Below are 13,518 nucleotides of genomic sequence, written 5' to 3' on the forward strand. Positions count from 1 at the left end.
CACTCGTAAACGTAATGCAGGAGACATTGCGGTTAGTAGTTACTACCTACTAACTTCGAGGCGTGGCGACACGGATGAGCGGGCAGGAACGGCGCGAACAGGTACTCGGGATCGCCGAGCAGGAGTTCGCCGGGGCCGGGTTGTCCGGCGCCTCGACCGAGACGATCGCGCGCCGCGCGGGGATCACCCAGGCGTACGTGTTCCGGATGTTCGGGACGAAGAAGCTGCTGTTCCTGGAGTGCGTGGACGCGGCGTTCGAGCGGATGCGGCTCGCGATGGTCGCCGCGGCCGGCGGGACCAGCGGTATCGAGGCGCTGACGGCGATGGGCCAGGAGTACAACGACATGCTCGCCGACCGGACGACACTGCTCCTCCAGCTCCAAGGCACAGCCGCCGCGGCCGCCGGCGACGGCGAGGTGCGGGACGCCGTACGAGCAAGCTTCGCCCGCTTGTGGCAGTCGGTGGCTGACACCGCCCAGCTGGACCCGGTCACCGTCAAGGCGTTCCTTGCCTTCGGCATGCTTCTCAACACCAGTGCCGCCCTGGACCTGCCCCAGGTGGACGAACCCTGGTCCCACCAGGCGAGAACTCGCATCAAACCAGGTCTCTTCAACCACATCACGACCGAGACGAACCGATGAGGACGACGCAGGTGGTTGCCAGGCCGCGTGTACTGATGGGTTTCCTGGTGTCCGTCGGGGTGATCCTGTCGGTCGTGATCGGCAGCCTCGGAGCTCCGTTGATCACCGCGGTCGCGGAGCAGTACGACGTCTCGCTCGCCGCATCGCAGTGGACGTTGACGCTCGCGCTACTGGCGGGAGCCGTCGCGACGCCGGTCCTCGGGCGCCTCGGATCGGGCCCACGTCGACGTACGGTCATGCTCGCGATGCTGGCGACGGAAGCTGTCGGCAGCCTGCTGACCGTGCTTCCGCTGCCGTTCGCGTTCCTGCTGATCGGCCGCGCGCTGCAGGGCTCCGGACTCGGCCTGCTCGTGCTGATGATGGCGGTCGCCCGGGATCACCTCGACGAGCACCGGGCCGCGAAGACCATCGCATTGTTGTCAGTGGCATCGACTGCGGGGATCGGGATCGGTTACCCGCTGTCCGGGTTGATCACCGACGTCGCCGGTGTGCGCGCCGCCTACGGGCTCGGCCTCGTCGTCACGGCGGCCGCCTTCGCCGTCGCTGTCTTCGTACTGCCGCACGCTCCGGACCGGCCGGCTGTCCGGCTCGACGTACGTGGCGCGATCCTGCTCGCGATCGCGCTGCCTGCGCTGCTCCTGGTGATCGGTCAGACGAGCCTGTGGCAACACCACACCGGGTTCGCCCTGGGCGTGCTCATCGCTGCTCTGCTGGTGTTGGCAGGCTGGACGTTCCTCGAGGTCCGTACCGAGAACCCACTCGTCGACATCAGGCTCCTGCGACACCCCGCGGTCACCGCAGCCAACGTCGTGATGTTCACCGGCGGAATCGGCATGTACCTGCTGTTCAGCATGGTCACCCGCTACGTACAGACCCCCTCGGCGGCCGGCTACGGCTTCGGTCTCAACACCTTCCAGGCCGGCCTGGTACTGGTCCCGTTCTCGCTGCTCGGTTTCGTGGCCGGTCGCCTGGTCCCCGGCTGGCGCGTCCGACTCGGTCCGCGAATGTTGCTGACGGCAAGTACGGCGACGGTGCTGGTCGCGTTCGTACTGTTCGCCACCGCCCGCTCGCACCTGCTCGAACCGATCGTTGCGAACGGCCTCCTCGGCTTCGGTGTCGGCGCGTTCTCGGCCGCGATGCCCGGCGTGATCCTCGCGGTCACCCCGAAGGCCGAGACCGCCAGCGCGATGAGCGTGAACGCGGTCGTCCGCAGTGTCGGCTTCTCCACCGGCAGCGCGCTCGGCGGCCTGATCCTCGCCGCGCACACCACCAGCGTCTTCCCACGCGAGTCCGGGTACGGCGCGGCCGCCTGGATCGGCGCGGCCGTGACCGCGGCGACGTTGCTGATCATCGCCGTACTGCCCCTGAAGCGTCAGTAAACCGGTGGAAACGGCCACCACAGCGGGGGAGGATAAAGGCATGCGGTTGCTGACGGTCAACGTGGTGGAGAGGCTGATTCCGGGTCCGAAGGACACGGGGTTCACCGCGATCGACAAGCGGCCGCAGCCCGGCCGGGTCGGCGTCCGCCCGCTCGGGCTGGAAGGCGACCGGGTCTGCGACACCGCCAACCACGGCGGCCCGGACCAAGCGCTCTACGTGTACGCCGACGAGGACGCGAACTGGTGGGCCGGAGAACTCGACCGCGACATCCCCACCGGCCTGTTCGGTGAGAACCTGCGCACCGGAGGCCTGGACGTGAACGGCGCGCTGCTCGGTGAGGTGTGGCGGATCGGCGACGAGGTCGAGGTCATGGTGCGCGCGCCGCGCATCCCGTGCGTCACCTTCCAGCACCGGATGCAGATTCCGCACTGGGTCAAACGGTTCCACCAGGCCGGCCGGCCCGGTGCGTACCTGAAGGTGCTCCGCGAGGGCACGATCGGCGCCGGCGACCCGATCGAGATCATCGGCCGCCCGGATCACGAGGTCACGGTCGCGCACATGTTCGGCGACCAGGACCCGCGCAAGATGCAACGGATGCTCGACTCGGGCGTCGACCTGATGGACGAGATCCGCGAGAACGCCGAACGGATCGTGGCCCGCGGCTGAGGGTGTCAGTTCGATGGTCGGTCCATCGATCAGGGCGTCGGCTCGCGGTAGCCGAGAGCCGCTGAGATCTTGCGGGCGGCCTCGATGGCGGCAGGGGCCATCAGTGCTACCTGGGCGATGGACTGTTCCAGCGACAGGGTGGAGATGCTGACGGCGGCTGTTGCGGCGCCGGTGTGGTCGTGGATGACGGCCGCCACGCAGCGGATACCTGGTTCGTTCTCCTCGTCGTCGAGGGCGTAGCCGCGGGCGCGGGTCTGCGCGAGATCGGCCTTCAGCGCGGCGGCCGTGGTGTGGGTCAGCGGCGTACGGGCGGGCAGGCCGGTGCGGGTGATGTGGACGTCGAGGGACTCGTCGTCCTTCTCGGCGAGCAGGGCTTTGCCGATGCCGGTGCAGTGCAGCCAGATCGCCTTGCCGACGCGGGAGGGCATCCGGTACGGCTTGGGGCCGTCCAGGCGGGCGACGTAGATCGCCTCGTCGCCGTTCAGCAGTCCGACGTGGACGGTGCAGCGCGTCTGCGCGACCAGGTCCGCGAGCACGGGGCGTGCCACGGTTGCGAGGTCGACGTTCGTCAGCGCGTGCCCGGCGAGCCGCAGCGCCTTCGGGCCGGGATGGTACGACCCGTCCTCGGCCTGAGCGACGAACTGGTGCTCGACCAGCGACGCCATGATCCGGTGCACGGTCGACTTGGCCAGGCCGGTCGCGTTCACCACGTCCGTGAACCGCGAGTGCTCCAGTACGGCGTCCAGCACCATCAACGTCTTGTCGATGGCCGAAGGCGAGCTCATGTCGGACATCCTGCCACTCCCATCGTGCCAGCAGGTAGTTCCGCTCCTTGACACCATGTTCTGTTCAGTGGAACATCGCAAGATGCCGAACATCACCGTCGAACTGCTCTCCGGTCGCACCCTCGACCAGCGCCGCGAGTTCGTCGCCGCCGTCACCGACTCCGCGATCGCCATCCTCGGCGCCAAGCGCGAGTCCGTCCGGATCGTCTTCACCGAGATCGAGAAAACCGACGTCGCCAACGGCGGCACCCTGGCCGCCGACGCCTGACCCGCGCCTGACCGGACCTCAGCCACTCACCAACCACTGCGCAGGGGCTCACGCCCCGCCTGCGATGTGCGTGCGAGGCCCGGGCGCCGGTGCTTGGTGGGTGCTGGGCGTCCGCCCGCTGAAACGTGGGGGCCGGAGCCGCGGGCGCCTACTACTCTCGGTCGTATGCGAGTTGGTGTGTTCGGTGCGACAGGTCAGGTCGGTGGGGTCATGCGGGAGTTGCTGCTCGAGCGCGGCTTCCCGGTCGACGAGGTGCGGTACTTCGCCTCGGCGCGGTCGGCGGGTACGACGCTGCCTTTCGGTGACCGGGAGATCGTCGTCGAGGACTCCGCAACGGCGGACTTCGCCGGGCTCGAACTGGCCCTGTTCTCGAACGGGAAGACCGCTTCCAAGGAACTCGCCCCGAAGGTTGCCGCGGCCGGTGCGGTCGTCGTGGACAACTCGTCCGGCTGGCGGATGGACCCCGACGTACCGCTGGTCGTCTCCGAGGTGAACCCGGACGACCTGAACAGCATCCCCAAGGGCATCGTCGCGAACCCGAACTGTACGACGATGGCCGCGATGCCCGTGCTCGCGCCGCTGCACCGTACGGCCGGCCTCACCCGGCTGGTCGTCTCGACGTACCAGGCTGTCTCCGGGTCCGGCGGCGTCGGCGTCAGCGAGCTCGAGGACCAGGCCCGCGAACTGTCCGTTGCCGGCGGCAAGCTCGCCCGCGGTACCGACGGCATCACGCTGCCCGAGCCCAAGGTGTACGCCGGGCCGATCGCGTTCAACGTGCTCCCGCTGGCCGGGTCGATCGTTGCCGACGGCACCGGAGAGACCGACGAGGAGCAGAAGCTCCGCAACGAGAGCCGCAAGATCCTGCACCTCCCGGACCTGCCGGTTGCCGGCACCTGCGTCCGGGTGCCGGTCTTCACCGGTCACTCGCTGAGCATCCACGCCGAGTTCGCGCAGCCGATCACGCCGGCGCAAGCGACTGAGCTGCTCCGCGAGGCCCCTGGGGTCGCGCTCGCCGACCTGCCGACGCCGCTGCTCGCGGCCGGACAGGACCCGTCGTACGTCGGCCGCATCCGCCAGGACCAGTCGGTGCCGGGCAACCGCGGTCTCGTGCTGTTCGTGTCGAACGACAACCTCCGCAAGGGCGCCGCGCTCAACGCCGTGCAGATCGCGGAACTGCTCGCACTGCGATGATCTCTCGACGTCAAGAAGATTGACATCGAGAGAACGTGCAGTCCACGATAGATCCGTGGACTCCAAGACGCTGCACGCCTACGACACCGGTGCCGTCGGGTACGCCGACGACTGGGAAACCCAGCCCGCCGGTACCGATCTCCAGACTGCGGTTCGCACGTACTTCAAGCTCGGGCGCACCGCTGACGTCGGCTCCGGCAGCGGCCGCGACACCGCCTGGCTGGTCGCGAACGGATTCGACGCGATCGGGATCGAACCGTCCGCCGGCCTGCGCGCCGAGGCCGCCCGCCGGCACCCGGACGTCGAGTTCCACGCCGCCGCGCTGCCCGAGCTCGAAGGCGTCGCCGCGAACAGCTTCACCAACGTGCTGTGCGAGACCGTGATCATGCACCTCGAGCCGGCTGCGGTCGGCCCGGCCGTACGACGACTCGCCGACATCCTGAAGCCCGGTGGCGTCCTCTACCTGACGTGGCGCGTTTCCGCCGCCGACCAGCGCGACGACGCCGGCCGGCTGTACGCGTTCGTCGACCCGGCGGTTGTGCTGGATGTGCTGAGCGCGTGCGACCTGCTCCTCGACGAGCAGGTCACCAGCGCAAGCTCAGGCCGTACGATCCGTCGGGTGGTCGCGCAGAAACATCAACAGCGGTAGAAGTCCTTTGTGTAAACGCCGTTGATCGCGGTGAGGGTGTGGTCGAAGCAGCCGTGGCCGATCGAGCGGTACCGCACGGTCTGGTTGCCGGTGGCATGCCGCTGGTCTCGCGGTACGCCGTAGATCCAGGACGCGCGGCCGTCGTACGTCTCGGTCGTGGTGAGTCCGGGCGTACGGATCGTGTCGTGGATCTTGAGGTCGGTGACCACGTCGTACGCACCGGGGATCGTTGCGTTGGGCAAGAATGTGAGGACGCCGTTCTTGCCGTAGTCGAGGTTGGTGCGGCTGACCCGGCCGTTGCTGATCGTGGTCTCGGTGTCGCGCCAGCTCGCGTCGAGGACGTCGCGCGATTCGCCGGCGTCCCAGGTGTGCTTGGAGAGGTTGCTCAGGTCGCGCTGGACGGTCGTGTGGATCCGGCCGGCCGAGGTGTCGACGTACCCGCTGATCTTCAGTGTGCGGAACGCGGTCGTGTTGACCGAGCCGGCCTCGTTCGGGGCGCCGGTGACGTCGTCGGTCTTCGCGAGCGGAGTGACGGCGTACGACGTGAGGCCGCCGGTGGTTTGCGCGCGGTGAGCGTCCGTCCAGACGTGCAGGTTCGGGACGGTGAACCAGCCGGACTGGCCCGCCGGTACGCCGTCGACGTGGATGCGGAACTCGTGCGGCTTGCCGTCCGCGAGCAGCCCGGCGAACGGCGTGAGGTCGTACATCACCGGCTTGATGTCGAAGGCGCGCGGGGCGGGAGACGGGCGCCACTCGTACGGGTTCGACCAGCCGCCGGTGTAGATGTACGGGTACGGCAGGGCGATGCCCGCGAGCTTGCCGTCGATGCTCACGTCGACCTCGCGGTACGGCGAACCGTCGGGGCAGGAGTACCCGGTCTCGGCCGGCGCGGACGTGTCCCAGAACTCCTCGCACCCGCCGCCGGATCCGGTGACGTAGACCTCACCGAGGACGCGGGTCGTGTTCTTCGGGAGGGTCGCCGTACCTCGGAGGTCGGCGCCGTCACGGGTCTGGTCCTGCAGCGGGAGGACTTCGTCGGCTGTCTTCGCCGCGGGTGTGTGGCGATCGGTCATGTAGAAGTCGAGCGTGACCGTGATGTCGAGCACACCGGTGTAGGTGTTGTCGACGACGTTGCCGAGCTCCATCACGACCGGCTGCGGTGACCTCAGCAGTGGGCTGTACGACGTGACGTCCTTCTCCACGTTCCACTCGATGCCGTCGGCGCTCGGCTCCGGGGTCGAGGTCCGGAACACGCCGACGCCGCCGATCGTGATGTGCCCGAGGCGGTCGTACTGCACGCCCTTCACCGCGCCGTGCATCCGTAGGACGACCTTCGACCACGGGCCCTGGCAGCCGGCCGGCGGTGTGTAGGTCGACTTGTACGGATCGAAGTTCTTGAACTGATTGTTGACAATCTGCACTTCGCAGTGCCGAGTGTGCGGTACGGCGACCGCTGGGGCGGGCGTCCGCGGATCGTCGTAGTCGGTGCCGAACTCCGGCGGCGGGGTCACCGCCCGGGCCGGGACGCCGATCGCGAGGAGCAGGACGGATAGTGAGGCGGTTACCACCGACCGTATGCGCATGTTGCGGAAACGTAATCGAGAAGGTTCAGGCGGGCAAGCGAGTGGCATGGTCACCGGTGAGGATTGCTATTACCCTCCGGTTAACTTGACCCCCGATGGAGGCCAGTCATGATGCCTGTCGCCGATTCCGGCCAGCTCGCACTGCTCAGCAACCGCAAGGGCACCATGGCCCAGATGTTCCTGGACCGGGTGGCGGCGACGCCTGAGCGCGAGGCGTTCCGGTTCCCGCGCGGGGACGCGTGGACGTCGGTGACCTGGCGGGAGACCGAGGCGCTGGCCCGCCGGCGCGCGGCCGGGCTGATCGCGCTCGGGGTGGAGCCGGAGCAGCGGGTCGGGATCGCCGCGAACACCCGGATCGAGTGGATCGAGTGCTATCTGGCCACCGTCCTCGCGGCCGCCGCGACGACGACGATCTACCCGTCGACGATCTCCGCGGACGTGGCGTTCATCGTGGCGGACGCCGACGTACAGGTCGTGTTCGCAGAGGACGCTGGGCAGGTCGACAAGCTGCGCGAGCACCGGTCGGAGACGCCGTCGCTGCGGAAGATCGTGCTGCTGGACGGGACACCGGAGGAGCGCGACGGCGACTGGGTGATCGGGCTCGGCCAGCTGGACCTGCTCGGCGACGAGTACCTCGCCGAACATCCGTCGATTGTCGACGATCGGATTGTCGGCATCAAGCCGGACACCTTGTGCACGTTGATCTACACGTCCGGTACGACGGGACGCCCGAAGGGGGTCCGGTTGCCGCACTCGGCGTGGACGTACGAGGGCGCCGCGGTCGAGGGGATGCGGGTGCTGTCTCCGGACGACCTGCAGTTCCTGTGGCTGCCGTTGTCGCACGTGTTCGGCCAGGTGCTGCTCGCCGTCCAGTGCCAGATCGGGTTCGCCACCGCGGTCGACGGGCGGATCGACAAGATTGTCGACAATGCGGCGATCGTACAACCGACGTTCATGGCGGCGGCGCCGCGGATCTTCGAGAAGGCGCACGCCCGGATCGTGACGATGATCCAGTCCGAGGGCGGGGCCCGGGCGCGGTTGTTCGACTGGGCCTTCGGGGTGGGTGCGCGGGTTTCGGAGTTGCGGCAGGCCGGGCGTGAGCCGTCGGGTCTGCTCGGCGCGCAGTTCGCGGCCGCGGACCGGCTCGTATTGTCGAAGATCCGCGCGCGGTTCGGTGGACGGATCCGGTTCTTCGTGTCCGGTTCGGCCGCGTTGGACAAGAAGCTCGCGCAGTGGTTCCACGCCGCCGGTCTGCTGATCCTCGAGGGCTACGGGTTGTCGGAGACGTCAGCAGGGTCGACGCTGAACCGGCCGGCGCAGTACCGGCTCGGCAGCGTCGGCCCGGCCTTCCCGGGTACGTCCTTCAAGATCGCCGAGGACGGCGAGGTGCTGATCAAGGGCGACGGCGTGATGAGCGGCTATCACAACCAGCCCACGCAGACCGCCGAGGTGATCGACGCCGACGGCTGGTTCCACACCGGCGACATCGGCCACTTCGAGGACGAGTTCCTCTACATCACCGACCGCAAGAAGGACCTGTTCAAGACCTCCGGCGGCAAGTACGTCGCCCCGCAGGTGATCGAGGGCCGCTTCAAGACCATCTGCCCGTACGCGAGCCAGTTCATCGTCCACGGCAACCTGCGCAACTTCGTCTCCGCGCTGGTCACCCTGGACCCCGACGCGATCGAGGGCTGGGCCGCCGCCAACGGCCTCGCAGGCAAGCCCTACGCCGAGATCGTCACCTCGGACGCCGCCCGGGCGATGGTCCAGACCTACGTGGACGAACTCAACGCCGGCCTCAACCGCTGGGAAACCATCAAGAAGTTCACCATCCTCGACCGCGACCTGACGGTCGAGTCCGGCGAAATGACCCCCAGCCTCAAACTCAAGCGCAAGCACGTGGAAACCGAGTACGCCGACGTTCTCGACAAGATGTACGAGTAGCCGCTAGGCCTGCGCGATTGCGTTGCTGAAGTCGTCTTCGTCGAGTGGGACGGTGATCGCGGCGACGCGGAGGGATGGTTGCAGGGACTGCCAGATGGTGTCGGTGACGGCCGACCAGGGGAGCGGTACGGCGATCAGTTCCGGATGGCCGTTGGCGGTGACGTTCGTGGCCGTGCCGGCGTAGGTGGTTGTCGTCAGGGCTGTCCCTGGTGCCAGGCGGGCCGCGTACAGGGACGGGTGCGCGGTGAGGTCGCCGTACGGGATCGCGGAACCGATGACGGCGTTGGTGAGTTCGTTGCCCTGGATTGTCGCGCCGGCGGTGATGCGGGGTGTGCGGATGGGTGGATCGGGTTCGTAGGTGAGGTGTCGCAGAGCCAGCTGGAGGTCCGGCTGGTGCGCGCGGGCGGCGACCAGTTCGCCGACCTGGGTGCCGTTGCCGACGATGAACCAGTCGGCGCCACGGACTGCCGCGGTGTAGTGGCGGAGGTCGTCGGTGGTCGCGCCGGAAAGGTCGCGGACGACGATTTCGCGTTGCTGTACGACGAGTTCGCGGGACTGGGACGCCGGGGAGCGGCCGGTCAGCCAGTACGCGAAGAACGGAACGCCGTCGGCATCACGCCCGATCGCGAGGCCGCGGCCCGGGTACTCCGGGGACTTCCAGGCGGTCATCGGCTGAGGAACTTCCGGATCGTGTCGACGTAGCGCGCGGCTCTTCCTCGTTGACCCTCATGCAACATGCCGGCGAGCATACGCGCGCCCCGCCGGCGTGGTGGACTTGCTGCACACCTGGGGGAGATGTCCGTGAGCAGTGGGTACCCGATCGTGTTCCTCGACGTCGACGGGACACTCCTGCCGTTCGGCGGCCGGCTGGTCGAGCACGTCGGCGCACGCCCCACGACCTGGGCGCTCTGGAACGGTGGCTCCGCAACCTCTGAGCGGCAAGCCGAGGTTGGCTATGGGGCGAGGACTTGGGCGAGGACTGCGAGGTTGGCAGCGACGGCGGATTTGATGGGGGCAGCGAACAGGTTGCGGAGGCCTGATACGTGCAGGGTGACGGTGTTGACGACGGTGGTGCCGTTGCCGGTCGGGTGCAGGGAGTAGGTCAGCTCCGCGGGGAACGAGTTGAGGGTGCTGCGAACGGTGAGCTTCTCGTCGGGGACGAACTCCGTGATCTCCAGCGTCTCCTCGGTGTGGACGGGGACGGTACGGCGTTGGTGGTAGCGGCTGCCGACCCCGACCGGACCCGGCGTGACCAACCGGGTGTCGGTGATTGCGTAGTTCCACTCCGCGAGATGTGAGAGGTCGGCCAGGTACGCGAACACCTCGGACGGCGGACGCTGGACGGTGATCGTATTGGTGAATCTCATACCGGCCGCCGGGAGGCGTTGATCAGGCGGTGGGCGGCTGTCGGGTCGTGGGCGGGGAGGATCACGAGGCCGGGGAGGCGTTCGGCGAGGGCGAGAACCTTGTCGGTGGTGCGGCCCAGTTCGGCGCGCACGCCGACGCCCGGGAGTTGCCGGCGTTCGAGCAGCGCGGCCTCGTACGTGAGGTCGCCGACCATCAGCAGCGGCGGCAGGTCGCGGCGCCGGATCAGCATCGACATCGAACCGGGGGTGTGCCCGGGCGTCGGCAGCAGCACGATCGATCCGTCGCCCATCACGTCGAAGCCTTCGGTGAACGGTGCCAGGTCGTCGATGGGTGTGAACTCGACGTGCTTCCAGCGTCGGCCGGGTACGTCGATGTGGGAACGCAGGAACCCGCGCGATTCCGGTGCGAAGCCGGACAGCTCGGCCCACTCGGCCGGATGGATCAGCAACTCGCCGCGGAGCTGGGAGATCCCGCCGATGTGGTCCTGATGCAGGTGCGAGATGACTGCAGCGTCGACGTCATCGGCCGAGTAGCCGAGCGTGCCCAGTTGGGCGTCGAGCGTCTCGTCCGCGGCGATGTCGAACCGAGCGAGCCGGTCGTACATGACGCCGGTCAGCCCACCCGGGAAGTACGACGGATCCGTCACCGAGGCGCGGTCCTGCCCGGTGTCGAACAACACCAATCCGTTGGTGTGCTCAACGACGTACACGTTGATCGGGCGTGGTGGCAACCATCGGCGAGAGGTCATCAGCCACCAGTACACCGGTTTCCGCGTACCGAGGGCGTGTTCAGGGTGGATCTCGACGCTGCCGGTGCTGATCACCGACACCGCACGGACCGGGCCTTCCGTAGCGCCGCCGCGGGCGGACAGTTTCCTTGTTTCCATGGACATCTGAGGCTCCTGACGTACCGATCGGCCCGACGGGTTCGGGGCCGATGGCATCAGTCTTCGCGCCCGTCCGCAGGGTGTCTGTGACTTTTGTCGTCGGCCGGAGTTACCGCGGTCACGCCTCCACCGGATTCCAGGTCTGGTCGTGGAGTCCGGTGGGGTCGAGGATGTGCACGCTGTCGGCCACGGTGGCGACCAACTCGGCCAGCCGGAACTCCCGCAGTACCCGGGCAACCACCTCGCGCACCGAGCCGACGGCGTCCGCGAGCTCCTGCTGGGACACGTGCGCGACGAGCTCGCCGCGCGGACCTTGCTGGTCCGACGCGAGGTCCAGCAGATGGGCGGCGACCCGCTGCCGGACCGTTCCGAACGCGTTGACCGCGGTCTGGTGCAGATTCTCGTACAGGCGCCGGCTGAGCTCCTCCGCCAGGATCCACGCGACCCGGCTGTCGCTGTGCGCGGCGGACGTCAGCAGGCCGGCGTCGATCCGGAACAGGCTGCAGTCGGCCAGCGTCTGTACGCCGACGTCGGCCGGACCGCCCACGAGTACGGCGATCCCGAGTACGTCGTAGGCCCGCGCGTACCGCACGGTGACCTGGCGTCCTTCAGGTGAGGACATGTAGACCCGAAGCAGCCCGCGCAGTACCAGTACCGCCTGCGGCGCGGACCGCTCGCGGTACAGCGTGCTGCCGGCCGGGTAATCGACCTGCCGTCCGGCCGCAACCAGGCGCGCAATCAGTTCCGCCGGCAACCCGCCGAGGGTGCTTCGAGCGACCGCAGCGACGACATCCACCCCCCAAGCATCGGCGCAACGGTTCAGACGGGCAACGCGCGTTTGAAAGCAGTGAGGGAGATCGGGTGGAGAATCGGTCCGTAAGATGGGTGGGTGCCGTCGACATTGCCCGAGGGGGAGGTTGCGCCCCGGGACGGGGCGTTGCCGGACTCTGCTCTGCTGGAGGCTGCCGCGCGGCCGTTCGGGTTCTACCTGCATGTGCCGTTCTGCGCATCGCGCTGCGGGTACTGCGACTTCAACACCTACACCGCGCGCGAGTTGGGCGGTGGCGGGTCGCAGGCGTCGTACGCCGGCAACGCGGTCGCCGAGGTGCGGCTCGCGCGGCGGGTGCTGGGGGACCTGGATCGGCCCGTCGACACGGTGTTCTTCGGAGGCGGTACGCCGACCCTGTTGCCGGCGGCCGATCTCGGGCTGATGCTCGCGGCGGTCCGCGACGAGTTCGGGCTCGCGCCGGACGCGGAGGTGACGACCGAGGCGAACCCCGAGTCCGTCGACCCGGCCTATCTCGAGGCGCTGCTCGAAGGTGGCTTCAACCGGGTCAGCTTCGGCATGCAGAGCTCGTCGTCCCACGTGCTGAAGATCCTCGACCGGCAGCACAGCCCTGGCCGGGCACTGGAGGCTGCCCGCGAAGCGACCGCCGCGGGCTTCGAGCACGTGAACCTCGACCTGATCTACGGGACACCTGGTGAGTCGTTGGACGACTGGCGGGCGTCGCTGGAGTCGGCGTTGTCGGCACAGCCCGACCACGTGAGCGCGTACGCGTTGATCGTCGAGGACGGGACGCAGCTGGCCCGGCGGATCCGGCGTGGTGAGCTGCCGATGCCGGACGACGACGATCTTGCGGACAAGTACGTGCTGGCCGACGAGCTGCTGACCGCTTCCGGGCTGGGGTGGTACGAGGTGTCCAACTGGGCGCGCAGTACGGCGGCGCGCTGCCGGCACAACGAGCTGTACTGGCGTGGGGACACCTGGTGGGGGATCGGGCCCGGCGCACACAGCCATGTCGGGGGCGTGCGGTGGTGGAACGTGAAGCATCCGAGCGCGTACGCCGAGCGGATCGATGCCGGGCAGAGTCCGGCGTACGCGCGGGAGATGCTCGACGAGGAGACCCGGCGGGTCGAGCGGGTGCTGCTCGAGGTGCGGTTGTCGGCAGGGCTGCCGCTGGAGGTGCTCGACGGTCCGGGGCGAGCGGCTGTCGACCAGGTGGTTGCGGACGGCCTGGCGGTGGTGTCCGGCGGGCGGCTGGTGCTCACGGATCGCGGACGGTTGCTCGCCGACGCGGTGGTCCGCGACCTGCTGCCGTGAGCGGTGCTTGACATATCCACTGCGGACGCTTGAGACTCAGCTCACTTTCGCGATCC

At 68.5% G+C, this 13,518-nt stretch carries 14 protein-coding genes; 8 read left to right on the forward strand and 6 right to left on the reverse strand.

Going from position 1 to position 13,518, the window contains the following annotated elements:
* Positions 1-62: 62 nt before the first annotated feature.
* From ACZ5BU_RS30820 to ACZ5BU_RS30830, 3 genes are read left to right on the forward strand one after another with little or no spacing between them, the layout of a single operon-like run.
* Positions 63-641, forward strand: coding sequence for a TetR/AcrR family transcriptional regulator (locus ACZ5BU_RS30820; protein WP_465703944.1), 579 nt, complete (start codon positions 63-65; stop codon positions 639-641).
* Positions 638-2,020 (forward strand): MFS transporter, encoded by a 1,383-nt coding sequence (locus ACZ5BU_RS30825; protein ID WP_465703945.1) that lies wholly within the window; start codon positions 638-640, stop codon positions 2,018-2,020. Before ACZ5BU_RS30820 ends, ACZ5BU_RS30825 begins: the two co-directional genes overlap by 4 nt.
* Before the next feature lie 40 nt (positions 2,021-2,060).
* Positions 2,061-2,687: an MOSC domain-containing protein gene (locus ACZ5BU_RS30830; RefSeq protein ID WP_465703946.1), complete on the forward strand. Its 627-nt coding sequence runs from the start codon at positions 2,061-2,063 to the stop codon at positions 2,685-2,687.
* 29 nt (positions 2,688-2,716) lie between these two features.
* Here the strand turns inward: ACZ5BU_RS30830 and ACZ5BU_RS30835 are convergent, their stop codons facing one another.
* Positions 2,717-3,472: an IclR family transcriptional regulator gene (locus ACZ5BU_RS30835; RefSeq protein ID WP_465703947.1), complete on the reverse strand. Its 756-nt coding sequence runs from the start codon at positions 3,470-3,472 to the stop codon at positions 2,717-2,719.
* A gap of 67 nt (positions 3,473-3,539) precedes the next feature.
* On the opposite strand from ACZ5BU_RS30835, the gene ACZ5BU_RS30840 reads away from it, so the two are divergent.
* From ACZ5BU_RS30840 to ACZ5BU_RS30850, 3 genes are all read left to right on the forward strand, one after another.
* Entirely contained in the window at positions 3,540-3,740 is a 201-nt protein-coding gene (locus ACZ5BU_RS30840; RefSeq protein ID WP_465703948.1) for a tautomerase family protein, read from the forward strand.
* Positions 3,741-3,905: 165 nt separating this feature from the next.
* Positions 3,906-4,931, forward strand: coding sequence for an aspartate-semialdehyde dehydrogenase (locus tag ACZ5BU_RS30845; protein ID WP_465703949.1), 1,026 nt, complete (start codon positions 3,906-3,908; stop codon positions 4,929-4,931).
* Positions 4,932-4,986: 55 nt separating this feature from the next.
* Positions 4,987-5,580, forward strand: a complete 594-nt coding sequence (locus ACZ5BU_RS30850; protein WP_465703950.1) for a class I SAM-dependent methyltransferase — start codon at positions 4,987-4,989, stop codon at positions 5,578-5,580.
* Here the strand turns inward: ACZ5BU_RS30850 and ACZ5BU_RS30855 are convergent.
* Positions 5,568-7,163, reverse strand: a complete 1,596-nt coding sequence (locus ACZ5BU_RS30855) for a peptide-N4-asparagine amidase (protein ID WP_465703951.1) — start codon at positions 7,161-7,163, stop codon at positions 5,568-5,570. The two genes, ACZ5BU_RS30850 and ACZ5BU_RS30855, sit on opposite strands and share 13 nt — an antisense overlap.
* Positions 7,164-7,271: 108 nt before the next feature.
* Between ACZ5BU_RS30855 and ACZ5BU_RS30860 the strand changes: the two genes are divergently transcribed.
* Complete coding sequence (locus tag ACZ5BU_RS30860) at positions 7,272-9,107, forward strand: AMP-dependent synthetase/ligase (protein WP_465703952.1); 1,836 nt, start codon at positions 7,272-7,274, stop codon at positions 9,105-9,107.
* Positions 9,108-9,110: 3 nt separating this feature from the next.
* Here ACZ5BU_RS30860 and ACZ5BU_RS30865 read toward each other — a convergent pair whose 3' ends face one another.
* From ACZ5BU_RS30865 to ACZ5BU_RS30880, 4 genes are all read right to left on the reverse strand, one after another.
* On the reverse strand, positions 9,111-9,776 hold the full coding sequence (locus tag ACZ5BU_RS30865; RefSeq protein ID WP_465703953.1) for an IMP cyclohydrolase: 666 nt from the start codon (positions 9,774-9,776) through the stop codon (positions 9,111-9,113).
* 284 nt (positions 9,777-10,060) lie between these two features.
* Positions 10,061-10,474, reverse strand: coding sequence for an SRPBCC family protein (locus tag ACZ5BU_RS30870; RefSeq protein WP_465703954.1), 414 nt, complete (start codon positions 10,472-10,474; stop codon positions 10,061-10,063).
* The gene (locus ACZ5BU_RS30875; protein WP_465703955.1) at positions 10,471-11,367 is read right to left on the reverse strand and encodes an N-acyl homoserine lactonase family protein; all 897 of its coding nucleotides are present in this window, start codon (positions 11,365-11,367) and stop codon (positions 10,471-10,473) included. Before ACZ5BU_RS30875 ends, ACZ5BU_RS30870 begins: the two co-directional genes overlap by 4 nt.
* Before the next feature lie 112 nt (positions 11,368-11,479).
* Complete coding sequence (locus ACZ5BU_RS30880; RefSeq protein WP_465703956.1) at positions 11,480-12,157, reverse strand: Crp/Fnr family transcriptional regulator; 678 nt, start codon at positions 12,155-12,157, stop codon at positions 11,480-11,482.
* Positions 12,158-12,250: 93 nt separating this feature from the next.
* Here ACZ5BU_RS30880 and hemW point away from each other — a divergent pair, with 93 nt between their 5' ends.
* Positions 12,251-13,462, forward strand: coding sequence for a radical SAM family heme chaperone HemW (gene hemW, locus ACZ5BU_RS30885; RefSeq protein ID WP_465703957.1), 1,212 nt, complete (start codon positions 12,251-12,253; stop codon positions 13,460-13,462).
* The last annotated feature ends 56 nt before the right edge of the window (positions 13,463-13,518 follow it).

This window comes from Kribbella sp. NPDC031520 (assembly GCF_055580825.1).

What these genes read in the sequence shown, in the direction of transcription:
- ACZ5BU_RS30865 (WP_465703953.1), bottom strand. Translation starts at nt 9,776, where the DNA reads ATGACCGCCTGGAAGTCCCCGGAGTACCCGGGCCGCGGCCTCGCGATC.
- ACZ5BU_RS30855 (WP_465703951.1), bottom strand. Translation starts at nt 7,163, where the DNA reads ATGCGCATACGGTCGGTGGTAACCGCCTCACTATCCGTCCTGCTCCTC.
- ACZ5BU_RS30870 (WP_465703954.1), bottom strand. Translation starts at nt 10,474, where the DNA reads ATGAGATTCACCAATACGATCACCGTCCAGCGTCCGCCGTCCGAGGTG.
- ACZ5BU_RS30825 (WP_465703945.1), top strand. Translation starts at nt 638, where the DNA reads ATGAGGACGACGCAGGTGGTTGCCAGGCCGCGTGTACTGATGGGTTTC.
- ACZ5BU_RS30845 (WP_465703949.1), top strand. Translation starts at nt 3,906, where the DNA reads ATGCGAGTTGGTGTGTTCGGTGCGACAGGTCAGGTCGGTGGGGTCATG.
- ACZ5BU_RS30835 (WP_465703947.1), bottom strand. Translation starts at nt 3,472, where the DNA reads ATGAGCTCGCCTTCGGCCATCGACAAGACGTTGATGGTGCTGGACGCC.
- ACZ5BU_RS30830 (WP_465703946.1), top strand. Translation starts at nt 2,061, where the DNA reads ATGCGGTTGCTGACGGTCAACGTGGTGGAGAGGCTGATTCCGGGTCCG.
- ACZ5BU_RS30875 (WP_465703955.1), bottom strand. Translation starts at nt 11,367, where the DNA reads ATGTCCATGGAAACAAGGAAACTGTCCGCCCGCGGCGGCGCTACGGAA.
- ACZ5BU_RS30860 (WP_465703952.1), top strand. Translation starts at nt 7,272, where the DNA reads ATGATGCCTGTCGCCGATTCCGGCCAGCTCGCACTGCTCAGCAACCGC.